10 protein-coding genes and 1 pseudogene are annotated in these 19906 nt (G+C 68.0%); 3 read left to right on the forward strand and 8 right to left on the reverse strand.

All coding sequences use genetic code 11. The features are described 5' to 3' along the window. Positions 1-8: 8 nt before the first annotated feature. Positions 9-2933: a UPF0182 family protein gene (locus E4J89_RS03275; protein WP_240691712.1), complete on the reverse strand. Its 2925-nt coding sequence runs from the start codon at positions 2931-2933 to the stop codon at positions 9-11. A 271-nt stretch (positions 2934-3204) separates the two neighbouring features. Further along, positions 3205-4338, reverse strand: a complete 1134-nt coding sequence (locus E4J89_RS03280; protein ID WP_240691676.1) for a S16 family serine protease — start codon at positions 4336-4338, stop codon at positions 3205-3207. A 277-nt stretch (positions 4339-4615) separates the two neighbouring features. On the opposite strand from E4J89_RS03280, the gene E4J89_RS03285 reads away from it, so the two are divergent. After that, positions 4616-6046: a zinc-dependent metalloprotease gene (locus E4J89_RS03285; protein ID WP_136784684.1), complete on the forward strand. Its 1431-nt coding sequence runs from the start codon at positions 4616-4618 to the stop codon at positions 6044-6046. On the opposite strand, the gene E4J89_RS03290 is transcribed toward E4J89_RS03285, so the two are convergent. After that, positions 6043-6732, reverse strand: coding sequence for a YgjP-like metallopeptidase domain-containing protein (locus E4J89_RS03290; RefSeq protein ID WP_136784685.1), 690 nt, complete (start codon positions 6730-6732; stop codon positions 6043-6045). The two genes, E4J89_RS03285 and E4J89_RS03290, sit on opposite strands and share 4 nt — an antisense overlap. Before the next feature lie 151 nt (positions 6733-6883). Between E4J89_RS03290 and E4J89_RS03295 the strand changes: the two genes are divergently transcribed. Continuing rightward, positions 6884-7957, forward strand: coding sequence for a TOMM precursor leader peptide-binding protein (locus E4J89_RS03295; RefSeq protein ID WP_136784686.1), 1074 nt, complete (start codon positions 6884-6886; stop codon positions 7955-7957). A gap of 43 nt (positions 7958-8000) precedes the next feature. Here the strand turns inward: E4J89_RS03295 and E4J89_RS03300 are convergent, their stop codons facing one another. Both E4J89_RS03300 and nudC read right to left on the reverse strand, forming a co-directional pair. Beyond that, positions 8001-10133, reverse strand: coding sequence for an ATP-dependent DNA helicase UvrD2 (locus E4J89_RS03300; RefSeq protein ID WP_136784687.1), 2133 nt, complete (start codon positions 10131-10133; stop codon positions 8001-8003). Beyond that, the gene (nudC, locus tag E4J89_RS03305) at positions 10130-11077 is read right to left on the reverse strand and encodes an NAD(+) diphosphatase (protein ID WP_240691677.1); all 948 of its coding nucleotides are present in this window, start codon (positions 11075-11077) and stop codon (positions 10130-10132) included. The genes E4J89_RS03300 and nudC overlap by 4 nt, the downstream gene beginning before the upstream one ends. Positions 11078-11239: 162 nt before the next feature. On the opposite strand from nudC, the pseudogene E4J89_RS19650 reads away from it, so the two are divergent. Next, positions 11240-12172 (forward strand): annotated as a pseudogene (locus E4J89_RS19650) (macrolide 2'-phosphotransferase); the annotation flags it as partial. 676 nt (positions 12173-12848) lie between these two features. Here the strand turns inward: E4J89_RS19650 and E4J89_RS03315 are convergent. From E4J89_RS03315 to E4J89_RS03325, 3 genes are read right to left on the reverse strand one after another with little or no spacing between them, the layout of a single operon-like run. Beyond that, positions 12849-16205, reverse strand: a complete 3357-nt coding sequence (locus E4J89_RS03315) for an ATP-dependent DNA helicase (RefSeq protein WP_240691678.1) — start codon at positions 16203-16205, stop codon at positions 12849-12851. Beyond that, positions 16202-19450, reverse strand: a complete 3249-nt coding sequence (locus E4J89_RS03320) for an ATP-dependent DNA helicase (protein WP_136784690.1) — start codon at positions 19448-19450, stop codon at positions 16202-16204. Before E4J89_RS03320 ends, E4J89_RS03315 begins: the two co-directional genes overlap by 4 nt. Further along, positions 19447-19821: an MGMT family protein gene (locus E4J89_RS03325; protein WP_136784691.1), complete on the reverse strand. Its 375-nt coding sequence runs from the start codon at positions 19819-19821 to the stop codon at positions 19447-19449. Before E4J89_RS03325 ends, E4J89_RS03320 begins: the two co-directional genes overlap by 4 nt. Positions 19822-19906: the final 85 nt, after the last annotated feature.

The following is a 19906-nucleotide window of genomic DNA, read 5'->3' on the forward strand; positions in this document are numbered from 1 at the left end:
CAAATCGATCAATTGCCCTCGGTGGCCGGGGGCGACGGCTGCTCGGTTGCCGCGCCGGCGCCGTCCGGGGCCTTCCCCGAGATGGCACCTTCGGCGTCGATCGCGTCCTGGAGCGCCTGCTGCAAGCGCTTCTGGGCTTCGCCGTAGGCTGCGAAGTCGCCCTTCGCCAGCGCTGCCTGCCCATCCTGGATCGCAGTGCGGGCCGTTTGCAGCGCCGTCTGCAGCTTTTCCTCGGAGGTGGTCGTTGACGGAGCCTCCGGCGTCGCCGGTGTCTCACCCACGTTGCCTTGGTCGCCGGTGGTGGCACCCGAGTCGCCTTGGAAGACCTGGTCCAGTGCTTCGGACAGCGTCGGGGCAAAGCCGACCGACTCGCCGAAGCTCACCAGCACCCTGCGCAAGATCGGGTAGGAGGAAGCGCCCGAGGACTGGACGTAGACCGGCTGCACGTACAGCATGCCGCCGCCGACCGGAAGGCTGAGCAAGTTGCCGTTGATCACTTCGGACGCGCCCTGGCGCAGCAGGTTCAGCGCCTGCGACACTTCGGTGTCCGAGTTGAACAGGTTCTGCGCCTGGCCGGGGCCGGGCACGGTGATGTCGCGCGGCATCTCGAGCAGCCGCATGGTGCCGTAGTCTTCCGCCTTCTCGCCGGCTTTACCGGTGCCGGCATCAGCGTTGACCGACAGGAATCCATACAGCACGTTTCGGGCCGGCTGGCTCGGCGGCGTGAACGGGATGAACGGAGTAGTCAGGGAGAACGAGGTCTGATCTTGGTTGGGCATCTTCAGCGACAGGTAATACGGCGGCTGCTTCACCGACGATCCCTCGCCCAGCGTCGGGTCCGCGGGAACGCTCCACGCGTCGGAGTTCTCGTAGAACTGGCCGACATCGGTCACGTGGTAGCGGGTCAGCAGTTCACGCTGCACCTTGAAAAGGTCCTCCGGGTAGCGGACGTGGGCCATCAGATCGGCCGACATTTCGCTGTACGGCTTGAGCGTCGTCGGGAAGACTTTTTGCCAGGCCTTGAGCAGCGGATCGTGGTCATCCCACGCGTACAAGTCCACCGACCCGTCGTAGGCGTCAACCGTTGCCTTGACGGAGTTGCGGATGTAGTTGACGTCCTCGGCCGGCAGCGCGACCGTGGCCCCTTCCCGGGTGGTCGAATCGGTCGTCGCCGATTCCAACTGCTGCGGGGTGGAGTACGGGAAAGCCTTGCTGGTGGTGTACGCGTCGACGATCCACTTCACCCGGCCATCCACGATCGCAGGATAGGCGTTGCCGTCCACCGTCAAGTAGGGAGCCACCTTCTCGACACGTTCGCGGGGATTGCGGTCGTAGAGGATCTGGGATTCGGAGTTGACGGCGTCGGAGACCATCAGGTCAGTGGACTGGAACTTCAGCGCGTACACCAGACGGTTGAACCAGTTGCCGATCCGCGGACCGCCATCGCCGTCGAACGTATTCCGGGTGTCGGTTTCGGCATTGGCGCTCTGCGGCCGGTCGATCTCGATCGGATTGCTGCCTTTGGGCGCGCCGACAATCGAATAGTCCGGCGACTTTTCGCCGAAATAGATCCTCGGCTCATAGCTGGAGTCATTGGCCAGTGCACCCTGGGTCGGGATTCCGGAGAGCAGGAAGGAGGGCTTTCCGTCGGGCTCGACCCTGGATCCGGAGGCTGCCACGACTCCATAGCCATGCGTGTACAGCAGGTGCTCGTTGACCCAGCCGGCGGGCACACCCGCGGTGTTCAGCTCACGGACCGCGATAACGGTGTCCTGCACCTCGCCGTCGATCTTGTAACGGTCCACGTTGAGGGTTTTGTCGAACTGGTAGTACTGGCGGAACTGTTCCAGCTGGGCAAACGCGTCGGAAACCAGGTTCGGGTCCAGCAGCCGGATGTTCGCCGTGGTCTCGGCATCCTTGCGGAGCGCACCGGCTTCAGCCTCCAACGTCGCCTTGTAGTTGGTGGACTCGATCTTATCCAGTCCGTACGCCAGTTGGGTCAGCGCAATATTCCGTTGGATGTAATCCGCTTCCACCTTCTGCTCGTTGGGCTCCACCTGGAAACGCTGCACGATCCACGGGTAGACGCCGCCGGCCAGAATGGCGGTCACGATGAGCATCGCGGTGCCGACGATCGGCAGGCGCCAGCGTCCGACAAACGCCGAAACGATGAACAGGATGGCCACCAGCACGGCGGCGACCGCCAGGATGGCCTTGGTAGGAATCACCGCATGGACGTCCGTGTACAGCGCTCCGGTCCACTTCCCGGCGTCGGACTGCACCGTGGCATAACGGTCCAGCCAGTAGTTGATGCCCTGCAGGATCAGGAAGAGCGCGGCGAATACGGCCACATGGATCTTGGCAGCGGTGGACGCGAAGAAACCCTTGTCCTCCAGCCGGATCCCGCCGTAAAGGTAGTGGGTCAGCAGCCCGGCGATGCCGGCGATCAGCACGACGCTGATCAGGAAGCCGTTGATGAAGCCCAGGAACGGCAGCGTGTTCATGTAGAAGCTGTAGTCCAGGCCGAACTGAGGATCGGTCTGGCCGAACGGCTGCTGGTTGAAGAACAGCAGCACGGTCTGCCACGCCGAGGCAGCCGCGGTGCCGGCGAAGGCACCCAGCACCACCGGGATGCCGATCATCAGCAGGCGGCGGACCGGTTCCAGCTGCTGCTGGTAGCGGTTCAGGTTGTCCTGCAGCGAGCTGTCCGGCGCGTACACCGGGCGCGAACGGTAGGCGATCCGCAGGCTGAAGTAGACGGCAAGGCCCATGATCAGGAACGCCGCTAGGAAAATGGCAATCCTGGTGCCGTTTTCTTTGAGGAAGACTTCCAGATAGCCCAGCTGGTTGTACCAGAGGATGTCTGCGTAAATCTGGGAGAAGAAGACGAAGCCGATCACCAGGACCGCCACCACAATCAGGGTGGGTACCAGTGCGGAGCGTTTCTTGCCAGAGTTGCTGGGCGGTGTTGGCCGGTCGCCGTAGGACCGGTCTTGTCCGAACGTCACTCGTTACCTCGTTGTTTGCGGGCTTAGCATCGCGGCGAACCCGCCGCTGCCGGGGATACACCCCCTAGTTACCACGAACGGACGTCTCGGAGGGTTCCTGTCCCATTCTGCCTTGTCAGCACCGGCCCGGGCGAACCGCGGCGGGGGTTAGCCCGTGACTGTTGCCTGAATGTGACCGCCCGGCAGCTGAAACGAATCAGCTGCAGCCGGGCAGGGATGACGTGTCCCCGCCCTCGCCGGCCAGTGTGACGGCGTGGACGGCCTCGTCCAACGTAGCCACCGAGACCACCTGCAGCCCGTCCGGAACATGGCCGGCCACCTCCGCGCAGTTGGCCTCCGGCGCCAGGAACACGGTAGCCCCGGCTTCTGCCGCGCCGACCAGTTTCTGCCGGATGCCGCCGATCGGACCGACGGTGCCGTCGGCGTCGATGGTTCCGGTCCCGGCGAAGTGCTTGCCGCCGGTCATTTCCCCTTCGGTCAGGGTGTCGATGATGCCCAGCGCAAACATCATGCCGGCGCTGGGGCCGCCCACGTTGTCCAGTTGGATCTTGACCTGGAACGGGAAGTCGAATTCGGTGCCCAGCATGACGCCCAATTGGTACACGCCGTCGCCGTTTTCCTTCGGGGCGACGTCCACGGTTTCCTTCCGGCCGTCGCGTGTGATGCCCAGTTCCACCGGCGCACCGTCACTGGCATTGAGTTCATCGCGCAACACGTCAATGCCGGTGACCGGCCGGCCGTTGACCGTCCGGATGGTGTCCTTGGCCTCCAGCTTCCCGGCTGCCGCGGCATCCGGAGTGAAGTCGGCTACCGACAGGGTCTGGGAGTACTTCACATCCAGCTGCGTCAAAGCCGCCGCGATAGAGGACTCCTGTGACGACGCCATCAACGCAGCGTTCTGCTGTTGGATGTCGTCCTGCGTCACGTCCGGCGGGTAGACCAGATCGGTGGGCGCGACGCTGCGCTGCGGGTTGAGCCAGGCGGCCAGGACCTGCAGCATGTTGACCTGCGAGTTGCGTCCGCCCTCCACGTACACCGTCGTGAGATCCAGGGCGCCGGACGTCTTGTAGGTCCGATGGTCCGGGACCTCGATCAGCGGCGTTCCGGAGACTTCGCCAATGGTGTTGATCGCCGGGCCGGGCGTCTCGATGACATATCCCGCGGGCAGCGCCAGTCCTACCACTCCGGTCACTACGGCCACGACGGCGGCGGCGGCCATGACCGGCCCCCTGCGTTCCCGGGGACGCGGCGCAACCGGCTGCTGGCCGGCGCCTTCGCCGGCCCGGCCGTCCATGCCCGGCTCGGTGCCGTTGTTGGTGGACTGTGTCACCTGATGAATTCCCTCTCGGAACGCTCCGGATTGCTTGCTGACGGCACTGCCGCCTGACGGCGCTGACGGTGCCTGCTCTAGCGTACGCCGTTGGCCCGGCATCGGCGGTCCTGGGGCTGCTCGGCCTAGAGCGAACTGCCCGTCCTCCGGCGCGACAAGGAATCCCGGCTGCCGGTAACGTTGGAGTGACGCAACATCCCGGGCGCTGTCGCCGCGGCCTCCGCGGCAGCGGCTGCGGCCCGTGCCCGTTCCAACCCCTCGAGGACCGGTGGTAGTGATGACCCCCAAGCAGCCAGATGACGACGCGCAGGATCCGCTGTCGGAGATGTTCGCCCGGCTCTTCGGCGGTCAGGCAGGGGACGTGGATCCCGCAGCTATGGCCAAGGCCGCAGGCCTGCCTTCCGACCCCAATTCGCTGGCCCAGATGTTCCAGCAGGTCCAAGCCATGATGAGCGCCCCGTCGGAGGGGCCCGTCAACTGGAAACTTGCCCACGAAAACGCCCGCAAGGTGGCAGCTTCGGACAGCGACCCTTCGGTATCCGCGCAGCAGAGCCGCGCGATTGACGAGGCGCTCCGCCTGGCGGAGATGTGGCTCGATCCCGCCACGACCATTCCCGGCACGGGAGTGATTGGCCGGGCATGGTCCCGAGCCGAATGGGTCGAGGCAACGTTGCCCACCTGGAAGCGGCTGACCGAGCCGGTTGCCAACAGCATCGCGTTTGCGCTGACCTCGGCGCTCACCGAGCAGGTGCCGGAAGAGATGAAGCAGATGCTCGGCGGGGCGCACTCCATGCTGCAAAACCTGGGCGGTGCGATGTTCGGCATGCAGCTGGGCCAGGCTGTCGGCGCGCTGGCCAAGGATGTGGTCAGTTCCAGCGACATCGGAGTTCCGCTGGTGGAGGGAAAGATGGCCCTGCTCCCGGCCAACGTCAAGGCCTTTGGTGAAGGCCTGGACATCCCCGCGCAGGACGTACTGCTCTTCCTGGCCATCCGGGAGGCGGCCCACACCCGGTTGTTCACCCACGTTCCCTGGCTGTCCGGCTACCTGCTGGGCGCGATCGAAAGCTACGCGCGCGGCATCCACATCGACATGAGCCGGATCGAGGAAGTCGCCCGCAACATCGACCCCAGCAATCCTGAGTCCATGCAGCAGGCGCTCTCGCAGGGCGTCTTCATGCCGCAGCGCACCCCGGAACAGGACGCCGCACTGATCAAGCTGGAAACAGCCCTCGCGTTGGTCGAGGGCTGGGTGGATGAACTCACCGCCAGCGCCGCGGCCAACTTGCCCTCCGCCCCGGCGCTGCGCGAAACGGTCCGGCGACGCCGTGCCACCGGTGGCCCGGCCGAACACGCGTTCGCGGCCTTGGTGGGCCTGGAACTGCGGCCCCGGCGGTTGCGCGATGCTGCAGCGCTCTGGGCTGCGCTGAAGGAGGAACGCGGGATCGAGGGACGCGACGACGTCTGGAACCACCCTGACCTGCTCCCGACGCCCGAGGATCTGGACGACCCGGCAGGCTTCAGCGCCCGCCGGAAACTGCTGGACGCCTCGGAAGCTGAAGTCGATGAGGCGCTGCAGAAGCTCTTGAGCGGCGGATTCGACGAGCAGCCGGATGGCGGTGGCTCCCCGGACCAGGACGGGCCTTCCGACGGGGAGGATGACGGTTCGGAGGGCGGCCAGGACAACTCCGGCAACGGCGACCGCAGCTAGCTAGCGCCCTCGCTCTCGCCGTCCAGCACGTCGCCGTCACCCTCAAGCACGTCGCCGTCGTCGTCCTGCAGGCCGCGGCCCATGGCAAAGGCTGCGCCGGAGAGGAAGGCCTTGGCCCGCTCCAACTGGGGGTAGGGCTGCAGCAGCCGCCAGAAGCGTGGCCCGTGTCCTGCCTCCAGCAGGTGGGCGAGCTCGTGCAGGATCACATAGTCCACCACCCATGCGGGCATCTCTTTGATCTTGTCCGAAATGCGGATGGTGCCGTGCGCCGGCGTGGCCGATCCCCAGCGGTCGTTCTGGTTGGACACCCAGCGGATGCTTTCCGGCACGGCGTCGCCGGCCAAGTAGCGCTCCGACAGCTCTGCCGCGCGGCGGGCCAGCTCGGCGTCATTGGTTGCAGTCCGGCCCGCCGGACGCGCCGTGCGGGTCTCGAGTTTGGCCAGCATCCGCCGCACCCACTCCTGTTCCTGCGCCTGGCTAAAGTGCCCGGGAATGGAGATCACGGCCGCCCCGTCCCGCCATGCGGCCGAGACCGTCCGGCGCCTCCGCGCGGAGCGTTTGACCACCACGGGGGCACCGTTGGATGTGGTCAACGGCACACGATCTCCGGCGCCCGCCACCAGCGGCACCGGCCGCGAGGTTGCTGCTAAACCGCGGGAATTCTGCGTCTGTTCTGCTCGGGACATGCGTTGAGGTTACCGGGTGCCTCCGACCGGCCGCATCCGCTCATGGCTCCAACCCCGCTTTCTGTGGATAACCATCCGGCAACGGCCAGCGCCGTGCCAGCATGGACTATCCAGTTCGCTCCCGGTCAGGGGACAACCGCAAGGAGGCGCCATGGCTCGGCTGAAACTCAATCCCGGCCTGCGCATGGTCGAATTCGCAGCCGGCCGTGTGCAGTTCGGCCTAGGTGCCGGCGGCCTGGTGCTCGAAGGAACCGAGGAAACCGACCGGCGCTTCCTGCGCCGGCTGCGCCAGGGCTTCGAATCGGCCGAACTGGACGCAGTGCGCACGGACTGTGGCCTGACGGCGGAACGGGCCGCGATGCTGCTGGCGGCGCTGGCTCCGGTGCTGGTTCCGGATTCCGGCGGCGAACGCTTGTCCGGTTTGCGCGCGGACCGGCTGGCCCCGGACGCCCGCCACTGGTCTGCCGTCTACTCGGCCGATAGCGAGGGATCGCTGGCCGCACGTAGCCGCTGCGTGGTGCAGATCATCGGGCTGGGTCGCACCGGTGCAGCGTTGGCCACGGCCTTGACGGCTGCCGGCGTGGGTACGCTTCTGCTGGAGGACCCGGCGGTGGTGGGCCCGGCGGACGTGGGCTCGGGCGCCTTCCGGATCACCGACATCGGGCTGACCAGAGGACAGGCTGTTAGGCGCGCGGCGCGCCAGATCGATCCGACCGTCGCCTGCCATCTCTTGCCGGGCTCGACCGCGGAGCAAGGCGCCGCCGGCATTTTTCCGCGGGCGCTTAACCTGGCCATCTATCTCGACCGCGACGTGGCAGACCCTCGGGTCTCGGCCGCGCTGCTGAGCCGGGGCCACCCGCACCTGAGCGTCCTGGTGCGCGAACACGACACCTTGATCGGACCGCTCGTGGTCCCAGGCCACACCAGTTGCCTCGGTTGTGTGGAACTGCACCGAACGGATGCCGATCCGGCGTGGCCGGAAGTCGTTGCCCGGCTGACCGGCACGCCGGTGAAAGCGGCCGGCCGGATTTCCGCCGACGAGGTCTCCCAGTCGGTAGCGGCCGCCGGTTTGGCGGCCCATCAGGCTCTGCTGTTCCTGGACGGACGGAATCAACCGGGCAGCTTTTCCGCCGTGCTCAAGCTCGAAAGCGGTGACGGCACCGTGACCCGGCACGCCTATCCCCCGCACCCGGGCTGCGGCTGCGTACTGGCGGCTGCATCCTGACACCGGCCGGTACCACTGGGAACCGCGGCAGCGGCCGACAGGCTCAGTTCGCGGCGAGGATCCGCAGCACGTCTTCGCCGTAGCGCTCCAGTTTGGCGGGTCCCACGCCGGCCAGCTTGGAAAGCTCGGGGAGCGACTGCGGCCTGGCCTCGGCGATCGCCACCAAGGTGGCGTCGGTGAAGATCACGAAAGCCGGCATCGACGCGCTGCTGGCGGTGTCTTTGCGCCACTCGCGCAGCGCCTCGAACGTCGACTCCTCGTAGGTGGGCGGACAGTTGTGGCACCTGCCGACCTTGCGCTCCGCACCGCTGCCCAGCAGGGTCCCGCACACCCGGCAAACCGCCGGGGCGGCCTGCTTACGGCGGGCCGGGCGCTGGCCGGATACGCTGCGAACCGAGGATGATGATGCCGGCCGGAGCCCGTCCAGAAACCGTGACGGCTTGCGGTTGGCGCGGCCGCCCGGAGTCCGGGCCAGCGACCAGGAGAGCGCCAGATGCTGGCGGGCACGGGTGATGCCGACGTAGAGCAGGCGGCGTTCTTCATCCACGGCCTCGTCGGTATCGGCGAAGGAGATCGGCATCAGTCCCTCGCTGAGGCCGACCAGGAACACCGCGTCCCATTCCAGGCCCTTGGCCGAGTGCAGCGATGCGAGGGTAACCCCCTGCACCGTGGGAGCGTGCTGTGCCGCCGCGCGTTCATCCAGTTCGGCGACAAAGTCCAGCATGGTGAACACGCCGCCAGCTGCCGAACCGCGGGCTGCATCCAGTTCATCGGCCAGCCCCACCAGCGCGGCCAATGATTCCCAGCGCTCACGCACTGCCCCGCCGGCCTGCGGCGCTTCGCGGGTATAGCCCAGGTTCGCCAGCACATCGCGGACCAGTTGCGGTACCGGCTCGGTTCCCGCAGCGCGGGACGAAGCGCGCAGCTGCAGGATCGCATCGCGGACCTCCCGACGCTGGAAGAACCGCTCGCCGCCGCGCAGCTGATAACCGATGCCGGCACTCGCCAAAGCCTGCTCGTAAGCCTGCGACTGGCCATTGGTCCGGAAAAGCACCGCAATTTGGGCGGCCGCCACACCGTCGTCGAGCAGACCGCGTATGCGGGTGGCCACCTGCGCCGCCTCCGCCTCGTCGTCGGCGCACTCGGTGAAGGACGGCTCCGGTCCCGCCGGGCGCTGGGCAATCAGCTCCAGCGGCGTCGGCCAGCTGTCCCCGCCGCGCGACGGCTGCCGGGTGCGGGCGGCCAACAGCGAATTGGCCAGCTGCACCACCTGGGGTGTTGAACGGTAGTCCCGGACCAGCTTCACCACATCGGCGCCGGGGAAGCGTTTGGTGAACTCCAGCAGATGGCGCGAGGTCGCGCCGGTGAAGGAGTAGATGGTCTGGCTGGCGTCGCCGACCACGCACAGTTCGTCGCGGTCACCCAGCCAGAGATCCAGCATCCGCTGCTGCAGCGGCGAAACGTCCTGGTATTCATCCACCACGAAGTGCCGGTACTGGTCCCGTACGGCGGCGGCGACCTTTGCGTCCTCTTGCAGGATCCCGACGGTGATCAGCAGGACATCCTCAAAGTCGATGATGTTCCGGTCCGTTTTGACGTCCTCGTAGGCCTGGTAGAGCCGCGCCACCGTGGTCTGGTCGTAGCCTGCCGGCGCCGCACGCCCGGCCGCCCGGCGGACATAGCTCTCCGGCGTGAGCATGGAGACCTTGGCCCACTCGATTTCGGCGGCGAGGTCGCGGATGGCAGCCCGGTCCGTGGTCAGCCGCAACCGCCGCGCAGCTTCGGCGATCACGTTGGCCTTGTGGTCCAGCAAACCGGGCAGCGGACCGCCGACCGCCTGCGGCCAGAAGAACTGCAACTGGCGCAGTGCCGCGGCGTGGAAAGTCCGGGCTTGCACGCCGCCGACGCCTAGGTCACGCAGCCGGGTCCGCATTTCGGCAGCCGCCCGGGCGGTGAAGGTTACCGCCAACACCCGCTGCGGCTGATACACCCCGGTGTGCACGCCGTAGGCGATCCGGTGGGTAATCGCCCGGGTTTTGCCGGTACCCGCTCCCGCGAGGACGCACAACGGGCCGGCGAGACTGGTGGCCACCTGCCGCTGTTCCTCGTCCAGCCCGGTCAGGATTTGTTCCTCGAGGCTGCCCTCCGGCCGGGGCACCGCCGCCGCAGCGCTCATTGCCCGGCCTGCGGCAGCTCGCCGCCGTACCAGTGCTCGATCAGCGCGCGGGCAATGGAGATGCCGCTGGCGACCTGGACCTCGTCGGCCTTCAGCGCCGCGGCCAGTTCCGCACGGCTGAACCAGCGTGTGTCCAGGATCTCCACCCCATCCGGCACGGAAACCGCGTTGGTTGCCACGGCGGTGAAACCGATCATTAACGACGCCGGGAACGGCCACGGCTGGGAGCCAAGATACGTGGGCGAATGCACCACGACGCCGGACTCCTCCTCAATCTCTCGCACCACCGCCGCCTCCAGCGACTCCCCGGGTTCCACGAATCCGGCCAAGGTGGAATAGCGGCTGGCCGGCCACGCGCTGTTGCGGCCCAACAGCAGCCGATCGTCCTCGTCAATCACTGAAACGATGATCGCGGGGTCGGTGCGCGGGAAGTGCTGGCTGCCGTCGGCGGGGCAGCTGCGAACCCAGCCGCCTTGCTCGATTTCCGTACGCTGCCCGCAGCGCGGACAGTGCGTGTGCGTCAGATGCCAATTGGAGATGGCCAGGGCTTCCACGAACAGTCCGGCGTCCTGGGCCGAGAGCTCCGCTGCCACATCGCGCAGGCTCAGCCACTCGCCGTCGTACGCCTCCGGTTCCGCGCCTTCGGGCAGGACGGACAACACAATCTCGGTGCCGACCGGTACGTCCGCCCCTTCCACCGCCCGGCCCAGGTAGACGGACAGCTCGGTGGCGGCCCGTTCGCGGCTCGGGAACAGCGCGATCCGGCCGCCGCGGACCAGCGTTTTGCCGTTTGCGATAAGCATCACATAGGTGCTGTCGCTGCCCCAGATGCCGTCCAGCAGGCCGGGGTGGCTGCGCCGTTCGCAGCCGCGGTCCATGGTGGTGCGCGCCAGCATCAACTGGCCCAGCGGCGGGAACCCGGCGGAGGCGGTGCTAAGACTCATGCATCTACCGTACTCACCGCGCGGCCCGGACCGTTATTCGGACAGCGGCTTCTGTGGAATGCCCGACGGCGGTGGGCTCGGGTGCAGCTTGCGACACCGTTCCGGCGACTCGCCGCGGCCGTGGACCGGCTGCCGGTACCGGTTGCACGTACGGTGGACTACGTGAGAAAGACACCTCTGGAGCTGGCGGCGATAGCCAGCGCGGCCGTACCCGGGTTGACGCCCACGGGCGTTGCCGGCTTGCCAGACGATGCTGCGGATTTCCAGTCCGCTGTGCTCACCGACTCGGCCGGCAAGCGGTGGCGGGTGCGTTCGCCCAAGCACGCCGAGGCCAGCATGCGGCTGGAAACGGAGCTGCTGGTGCTCCGCGCCTTCTCCCCTGCCATCCGTGCAGAGTTGCCCTTCCAGGTGCCCACTGTCGCCGGAACCGTGCAACAGACCGAACTGCGCACGTTTGTCTACAACCACGTGCCCGGCAGCACGCTCGGGCTGGAGGCGCTGGTCGCCTCCGGTGCCTCCGTCCCGGTGTCGATCGGACGGGCAACCGCCGGCATCCACGATCTGCCGCCGTCCATGGTCGACGCCGCCGACCTGCCCAGTTACACCGCGGACCAGTTCCGCCAGCGCAAGCTCAACGAACTGGACCAGGCCGCCACCACCGGCAAAATACCGCCCGCCCTGCTGCGCCGCTGGGAGCACGCCCTGGAAGACGTGGCCCTGTGGAAGTTCAACCCGTGCGTGGTGCACGGTGACCTGCATGAAGACAACCTGCTGGTCCATGACGCCAGTGTCTCCTCGGTGACCGGTTGGACCGACCTGCGCATCGGCGATCCGGCCGACGACTTTGCCTGGCTGGTGGCCGTGCACGAGCAGTCGTTCGCCGACGTCGTCCTGGAGTCCTACCGGAAGTACCGCAAGGATCCGGTGGACCCCCACTTGATGCGCAGGGCAGCGCTGGCCGCTGAATTCGCCTTGGCGCAGTGGCTGGTCCGGGGTCTGGCAGCGGACGACCAGGCAATGGTGGATGAAGCCGTGGAGATGCTGAACGAACTCGAATCGGACGTTGCGGAACACGGCGGCCAGCCCATCAGCGTCACCGCTCCCCCGCCGCCGGCCGTCCCCCCGACCATCCTCGCGGCAGCGCCGGAGCCGGAGACCGCAGGTGCCTCTGCGGGCGCCGCCGGCGCGGCGAGCGCTGCTCCCACGGCCATGCCGGAGGACGGCGATTCAACGGGCGCCGCTCAGGACAAGGTTGGAGAATCCGGTTCCGCCGCGAACGAGAACTCTTCAGCGGGGGGCGGGACTCCCGCCGCCATCGACGGTCCCCGCGTGCACCTTTCCAGCGGTGCCGGTCACGGGAAAGTGACCCTGCTCCCGGTTGAGGAACCGGCGGCCGACGCAGGTGCGTCGACAGCGCCCACGGGCTTGCCCGCCAGCCAGGCTCCTGCCGGCCATAATCCGGGCGCCGCCCCTCCGGCTGACGTGGCTCCTGCCGGCCAGGCTACGTCCGGCGATACTCCGGTCGCCGCCCCTCCGGCTGACGTGGCTCCCGGTGGCCACGCTCCGTCCGGCCACACGCTGTCCGGCCAGGAGAGCAGCGCACCAGAGAGCAACAGTCCGGAAAACAGCGGTCCGCGCCCGGCAGAATCTCCCAACCGGGAAGATGCCCCGGAAACCGGCCCCGCGTCGGTCGATACCACAGCTTTGCCGGTCATCAACCAGCAGTGACCGGCGCCGCGGCAGCCGTCGCCGCGACCGCCGGGCCGGGCTTCTAGGCGTAGGCCCGGAGCACGGCCGCTTCCAGTTCCTCTTCACCGGCGAGATCGTGCGGTCTCACCAGCTTGTCCTGGGGCACGTAGTAGAACGCGGCCTTGACCTGGTCCAGATCGAAACCCTGCAGCCTGGCCCACGCGAGCCGGTAGACAGCCAGCTGCACCGACTTGACGGCCAACTGCCGGCCTGTCGGCGCCGTGCCGGTCTTCCAGTCAATAAGGTCCCAGCAGCCGTCGGCATCGCGGAAGACGGCGTCGATGCGCCCGCGCACCACCACGTCGCCGACCCGGGTCTCCACGGGTACCTCGATGGCTGTCGGCACCCGGTCGGCCCATTCGGAGTTCTTGAACGTTGTGATCAGCCCGTCCAGGTCGTACGCTTCGTCGACGTAGGAGTCGGCCGCCCCCGGATACTCCTCGAGGTCCAGCATTCCGGTGGTACCGAAGAATTCCTCGATCCAACCGTGGAAGGCCGTGCCCTTCCTGGCTGCCATGCCTGGCTTGCGCGGCACCGGGCGGCGCAGGCGCCGTGTGACTTCGTCCGGATCGTCGGCCAGGTCCACCAGCAGCGAAGCCGAGATGTGTGCGGGCAACTGCACTTCTCCCGCCGTTGGCGCGGCATTATGCCGCTCCAGTAGCAGCCTGGCTTCATGCGCCCAGGCCGAATCCGCGGGCGGCGTGCGGTCCTGCGCGAGCGATTCGAGAACCGACTGCGCTGCTTGTTCCATCGCTGCGCGGCGGCCGGCACGTTGCCGCTGCGGGACTCCGTTGCGGTAGATCCGCGGCCCTTCCAGTGGGTCGTAGGGCCACAGGGCCGCTTCCACTTCGGCGCGGAACGGGTTCTCCGGCCCAAGATCCTCTTCCTGCACCCACTGCGCCACCTGCACCGTGCCGGGTTCGCTCTGCGATAACTCGTGCAGTTCGGCCAGAAAGACGGAGGTGGCCGTCGGCTTTACCTTGCTGCCGGACCAGCCGGCGGAACTGCAGACCAGCAGGTGTTTGGCGCGGGTGTAGGCCACGTAGGCCAGCCGGCGCTCTTCGTCTTCACCGTGGGCTTGGACATCCGCTTTGTAATCCGCTTCCGCGTTCAACCAGGACAGCTGGTCCGGCTGATCGGTGTCCCACTGGGGCAGGTCGGAGCGGTCGCCGCGCAACGGCCAGGGCAGCGCGGCGTGGCCGCTGCTCCACCGGCTGTCCGACGACGAGGGGAAAGCGCCGTCGTTGAGCCCGGGCACGAAGACCGCATCCCACTCCAGCCCCTTGGACGCGTGGACGGTGAGCAGTTGCACGGCATCATGCCGGACATCCACCTGGGCCATGTCCAGGCCGCCTTCCTCGGCGGCGGCGGCCTCCAGCCAGGCGAGGAAGGCGAGCAGGTCCACGCGTTGTGAGGTCTGCATGAAGGCAGCCGCGGCGTCATGGAAAGCATCAAGATTGCGCCGCGCCTGGTGGATGCTCTGGCCGGGTTTGGAGGCGACCTCGATGTCCAGCAGCATGGTGCGCTCCACTTCACCCAACAGCAGGGTCAGGTCATCGCCGATGAAGCTGCGCAGGTAGCGGACCTCGTCCGCCAGACGTGCCAGCCGCTCGAGCGCGGCAGGCGTCAACGAGCGTCCATAGCGGGAGGTCCATCCCGGCCTGGGCAGCCGGTCGAGGGCCTCGATCAGGGACGCAGACTCGGCCAGGTCGTGTTCGACGACGGTTTCCGTTGCCCCCTCATCGCGGTCCAGCTCCGGGGCTTCGCCGGCCCGGACGGCGCTCAGGCGCTGGCGCTCCAGGTCGCGCGACCAGTCGGCCAAGGCCATGAGGTCGGCGGGGCCGATCCGCCATCGGGCACCGGCCAGCAGCCGCATGAGTGCATCGGAGCGTCCCGGATCTGCCAGCACCCGCAGCGTGGCCACGAGGTCCACGATGTCCGGCTGGGCCAACAGTCCGGCCAGCCCGACAATTTCGTAGGGAATGCCGCGTTCGTCCAGGGCCTTGGCGATCCCGGGGATTTGGGCCCGCCGCCGGCACAAAACCGCGGCGCTGACCTGCTCCGCCCGGCCGGTTTCCGGGTCCCTGGCGAAGACCGTCTTCCTCGCACGTTCGATCGCGTCGGCAACGGCATTGGTTTCGTCCGCCTCCGTCGCGTACCGCCCCAGCACCACAGTCCCTTCCGTGGCTCCGGGCCGGGGGCGCAGCGGCGGGACACTGATCCTGCCGGGACGCGGCCGGTTCGGGTCTTCCCTGTTCAGCGGCGAGGAAATCCGGTTGGCCATCCGCAGGATGTTTTCGCTGTTGCGCCAAGCAACGGTCAGGAACCCGGCCGGAGCGGGGGCACGGCGTCCGTCGTCGTCCACCAGCGGGAATTGCTCTTGGAAAGCGAAGAGTTGGCCGGTTGAAGCACCGCGGAAGCCGTAGATGGACTGGTTGGGGTCCCCCACCGCGGTCACGGCGTGCCCGTCGCCGAACAGTTCGGAGAACAACACCATCTGCGCGTGCGAGGTGTCCTGGAATTCATCCAGCAACACCACCTTGTAGCGGCTGCGTTCGAGCTCGCGGGCCTGCGGCACTTCCCGGGCGATGCGGGCGGCCAGCGAGACCAGGTCGCCGTAGTCCAGGACACCGCGTTCCCGCTTGGCGCGGTTGTACGCGCCGGCGAGGCCCGCCACGGTGATCCGTGTCCGCAGCCGATCCAGCAGTTTCCGCACGTCCTGCTTGGCCGGCTTGGTGCTGCCGTCCACATAAGGGAGGGCGGCCATCCGCTCCACCTCCGCCGCCAGGTAATCGGCCGCCTGCTCAGGGGTCACCAGATGCTCCGAGCATTCTCCGGCGAACTGCATGACGGAGCCGACCAGCGTCGACTTGGCGGCGGCCAAGTGTTCGATCGGGCCGTCATAGGCTTCCACAACGTGGCTGGCCAGTTGCCAGGACTGCGCCGTGCCCAGCAAGACCACGTCGCGTTCAATGCCCAGACGCAGCCCGTAGTCGCTGACCAAGCCGTTGGCATATGAGTGGTAGGTGGAGACCTTGGGCTCCACGAACCCGGCGGCGTTGTCCGGCTCCTGCGGCAGCAGCCCCTTGCGGTCCAGCCTGGCCAGCTGGGCGCGGATCCGGGCGGCAAGTTCCCCGGCGGCCTTGCGGGTAAAGGTGACCCCGAGGATTTCGTCCGGCCGGACCAGTCCGTTGGCCACGAGCCAGACGACGCGGTCGGCCATGGTGGCCGTCTTGCCGGATCCGGCGCCGGCTATGACCAGCAGCGGCTGCAGCGGGGAACTGATGATGGCGGACTGTTCCTCGGTGGGCAGATGCTGGCCCAGCGAACCGGCAAGTTCTTCCGGGGTGTAGGTGGTGGTGACCGATCCGATGCTCACTCGGTGACCTGCTTTCCTTCTGCGCACAACGGGCAAATTTCCGGTGCCCGGCAGCCGTGGCCGCCATTCCGGGACCGCTGCGGGTCGTGCCGGGCTTCAAATTGCGCGGCAGACATCAGTGCCGCCGCCTCATGGATCATCGGCGTAGCCCAGTCTTCGCCGTCGGCCAGGCTGTCCTGCTGCTGGACCTTGACCGTTTTCAGGTCCTGGCCGAGTTGGACCAGGGAGGCGCCGCCGGGGGCCGGTTGTTGCCCGGAAAAACCACCGGCCTGCACCGCCGCCTGGTAGCTTCCGAGCTGTGGGTGCCGTTCCAGATCCGCTTTCGTCGGGGCAGAACGGCCCGTTTTCAGGTCCACGATATGCAGCCGCCCGTCGGCGTCCAGCTCCAAACGGTCCACCTGTCCGCGGAGCCTGGCCACGCGCTCGGGCCCCTGCAAATCGACGGAGAAGTCCTGCTCGACGCCGACCAAGCTCCGGCCTTCCGCCCGCATCTGGACGACGTACTGGGCAAGTCTGCGGACCATGCCTTCGGCCCGGTTGAAGTCCAACTGGCCTTCCCAGTTTTCCTTCATGCCCAACTGCGGCCAGCGGCGGACAAGTTCCGCCACGTATTCGGTCCCCGTGCCGTCGGGAAAGTCCTGGGCAATCCCGTGGACCAGCGTGCCCAGGCTGCGGGCGAAATCGGTGGCGGCCTCTCCCCCGGCGGCCTGGATGAACCAGTCCAGCGGGGACTTTTGGACGGCCTCCACCTTCGACGGGGACACCGGGACAGGTTCACCTTCCGGCACCACCGGTGCTGTGCTGCTCAAGGGCAACAGTCCCCACCAGTCGCGCGGATGCGCACCGGGCACCGGTACCGGGCTGGCAGCCAGCATGGCGAGGACGGCCGCAGCGTCGGCGGCCGGTTCCGGACGGTCCGTTGCCTGCTGGGCGGCCTGGCGGAGTTCCGCGGCCAGAGCCCGCACCGTGCGCGGCCGGAGTACTTCTGTGGGCGGGCGCGGAGTCTCCGGGTCCAGCCACGGATCAACCAGGTCCAGAAACTGGGACGGCTGGGCATCTTCTGACTGCACGGCCGTGCAGATCAACCGGCGTTCGGCTCGGGAGATGGCGGTGGAGAAGCTGCGCAATTCGTCGTACCGGATCTCGCGCAGGCGGGCCACCGCGTCGATCCGCCGTGCTTCCTCAACGCCGTGTTCCAAGACGTCGACGAACTGGGTACTGCCCAACAGTTCACCGCGCAGCCTGGTGTTCGGCCACACTCCCTCCTGGACGCCTGCGACGATGACCAGCGGCCAGCCACGTCCAGCCGCCGAGGCCGGAGTGAGCAGTTCAACCGCCTCCCGCAACTGTGCCCGCGGCGCCAGGTTGTCCATCGGCAGTTCCTGGTTGAGCAGGTACTCCAGGAACTGCCGCGGGCTAGAGCCGGGGAGCTGGTCAACATACCGTTCGGCTGTCTGGAACAACGCCATCATTGCGTCGAGATCCCGGTCGGCCCGCACCCCGGCCGGCCCGCCTTGCAGCGCCTGTGCAGCCCAGCGGTCCGCCAACCCGGCTGCGGACCACAAGGCCCACAGCACCGTCTCCGCATTGGCCCCCGGCGCGGCCGCTGCCTCCCGGCCCGCCTGCAACATGCGCGCCACCCTGCGTGCGGCCCCGCCTTCCCTCCCGAGTGTGCTGAGGAACGCAGCGTCGCCCAGTGCCTCCACGAGCAACGCATCGCTGGAGCGGCCCCCGCCGCCCAGCAACTCTTCGCGCCGCAGGGCCTGGCGAAGGCGGCGCAAGTCGATCGCCGTGGCACCCCCGAGCCGGGAGGTCAGCAGTGAAACCGCGCTGTCAGCGGTGAGCAGGTCCGGGTCGAGCGCCATGGCCAACGCATCCAGCAACGGCCGGACCGCGGCTTCATCGCGCACGGCGGTCTCTGCCACCGGAACTTTCACCGCGATGTCCTGCCCCGTGAGATAGCGTGCCAGCGCGGAGAGCTGGCCGCCGGTCCGGACGATCACGGCCATCTCGCTGAGCCTGTACCCCTCGAACAACCGGGCTTCGAGAATCCGTTGGGCCACATAGCGGTGCTCGTGGACGGGCGAGGCCACCACATGCGCACTGGCGGACGGAGCTCCGGCCCTGAGCGCGGCACCCGGGGCTGCTTCGGCGTGTGCCCTCGGTGCAGGATGGACGAGTTCGCGGGCGCGGTGGGCGCCGGCAACCTGGGAGATCCTGGCCGCGGTGGATTGCCAGGCGGCGGCGACCGCCGGCACCATCCGGTGCGAGGTAGTCAAGACCAGTGTCCGCAGCGGTTTCTCCCGGGTGCCGAGGAGCCCCGGAAGTTTGCCAATCACGTCCGGCCGGGCGCCGCGGAACCCCTGGACGACAGTGTCCGGCGAGGCGGCTAGCAGGGCGTCTTGTCCCTCGACAAGCAAGGCCAGCAGCTCGAAGACGGCGGGATTGGCTTCCTGCAGGTCGTCCGCGAGGATCAGCTGCAGCCGGCTGCGCTCCCGCTCAAGGAGGCCCGGATGCTCCAGCAAAAGCTGGCGGGCCGAGGTAATGATGCCGGCCGGGTCGAAGGCCTCGGGCATTCGGAGGTCGATCAGATCCCGGTATTCGCGGTACAGCCGTGCCGCCGCGGTCCAGTCCGGGCGGCCGCACTCGGCGCCCAGGAGTTCCAGCTGCGCGGCGGTGCTGCCATACTCGGTCAACCGGTCGAAAAGCTGGCGGATTTCCTGCCGGAAGCCGCGGGTAGCCAGCGCCTGCTGCAGGTCTTCCGGCCAGCCCGCACCTTGGCCGTATCCCGCACGGTGGCCTGCCAGCAGCTCGGCGATGATCTGGTCCTGTTCCGGTCCGGACAGAAGTCGGGGCGCCCGCTCCACCAGCGGAAGCAGCCCCTCCACCCGGGCCCGGCGGATCAGGTCAAAGGCGTAGGCTGACCAGGTTCTGGCCGGGGATGTGCCCAGGCTGCGGTCCAGTCGCGCCGTCAGGGCATCCCGCAGTCGCGAGGCAGCCAGCCGGTTGGGGGCCATGAAGAGCAGTCCGGCCGGGTCCAAGCCGGTCTCCTGCACCCGCCGAACCGCATGCTCGACCAGGGCGGTGGTCTTCCCTGTACCAGGACCGCCGAGCACCAGCACCGGGCCGCAGCCGGCGGGCAGGCCGATGACGTCGCCCTGGTCGGCACTCGGCAGCGGGGCACCGGCAGAGGTGGCTTCGGGCCGGACCAGCTTCAGCCCCGCCGGTGGCTTCGTCTCCATCATGCGCCCATCCCATCAGTCGGCTCGGACACTTTGCGCCGCAGCCGCTCGATCGCTGCAAAATCTTCGGGCCGGGGCATCCAGCGGGCCTGGGCCATGCGGACCTTGGCCGGTCCGGCGGCCGGCTCCGCCAGTGGTGTCCCCTCCTGGCGGTAGTGCGTCACGGCCCGCGCCATCAGCTCATCGGGCAAGGAACCATCGGCACGAATGATGCGCCACCACGGAGCGGCATCCCCATGCAGGGACATGATCCTGCCGACCAACCGGGGCCCGCCCGCATCGAGCAGCTCGGCCACGTCGCCGTACGACAGCACGCAGCCGCGCGGCACGATCGCTGCGAGGTCCAGGACCGCCTCTACTACCGCTTCCCGCATTACACCATTGTAATTTGATCCGCCCGGGCTGCCCGCCCCAAGCCGACAGCGCCAGTTTTCATACGCGCCGCTGCGCCTCCCGGAT

The organism is Arthrobacter sp. CAU 1506 (assembly GCF_005047635.1).
Lineage (GTDB): Bacteria > Actinomycetota > Actinomycetes > Actinomycetales > Micrococcaceae > Crystallibacter.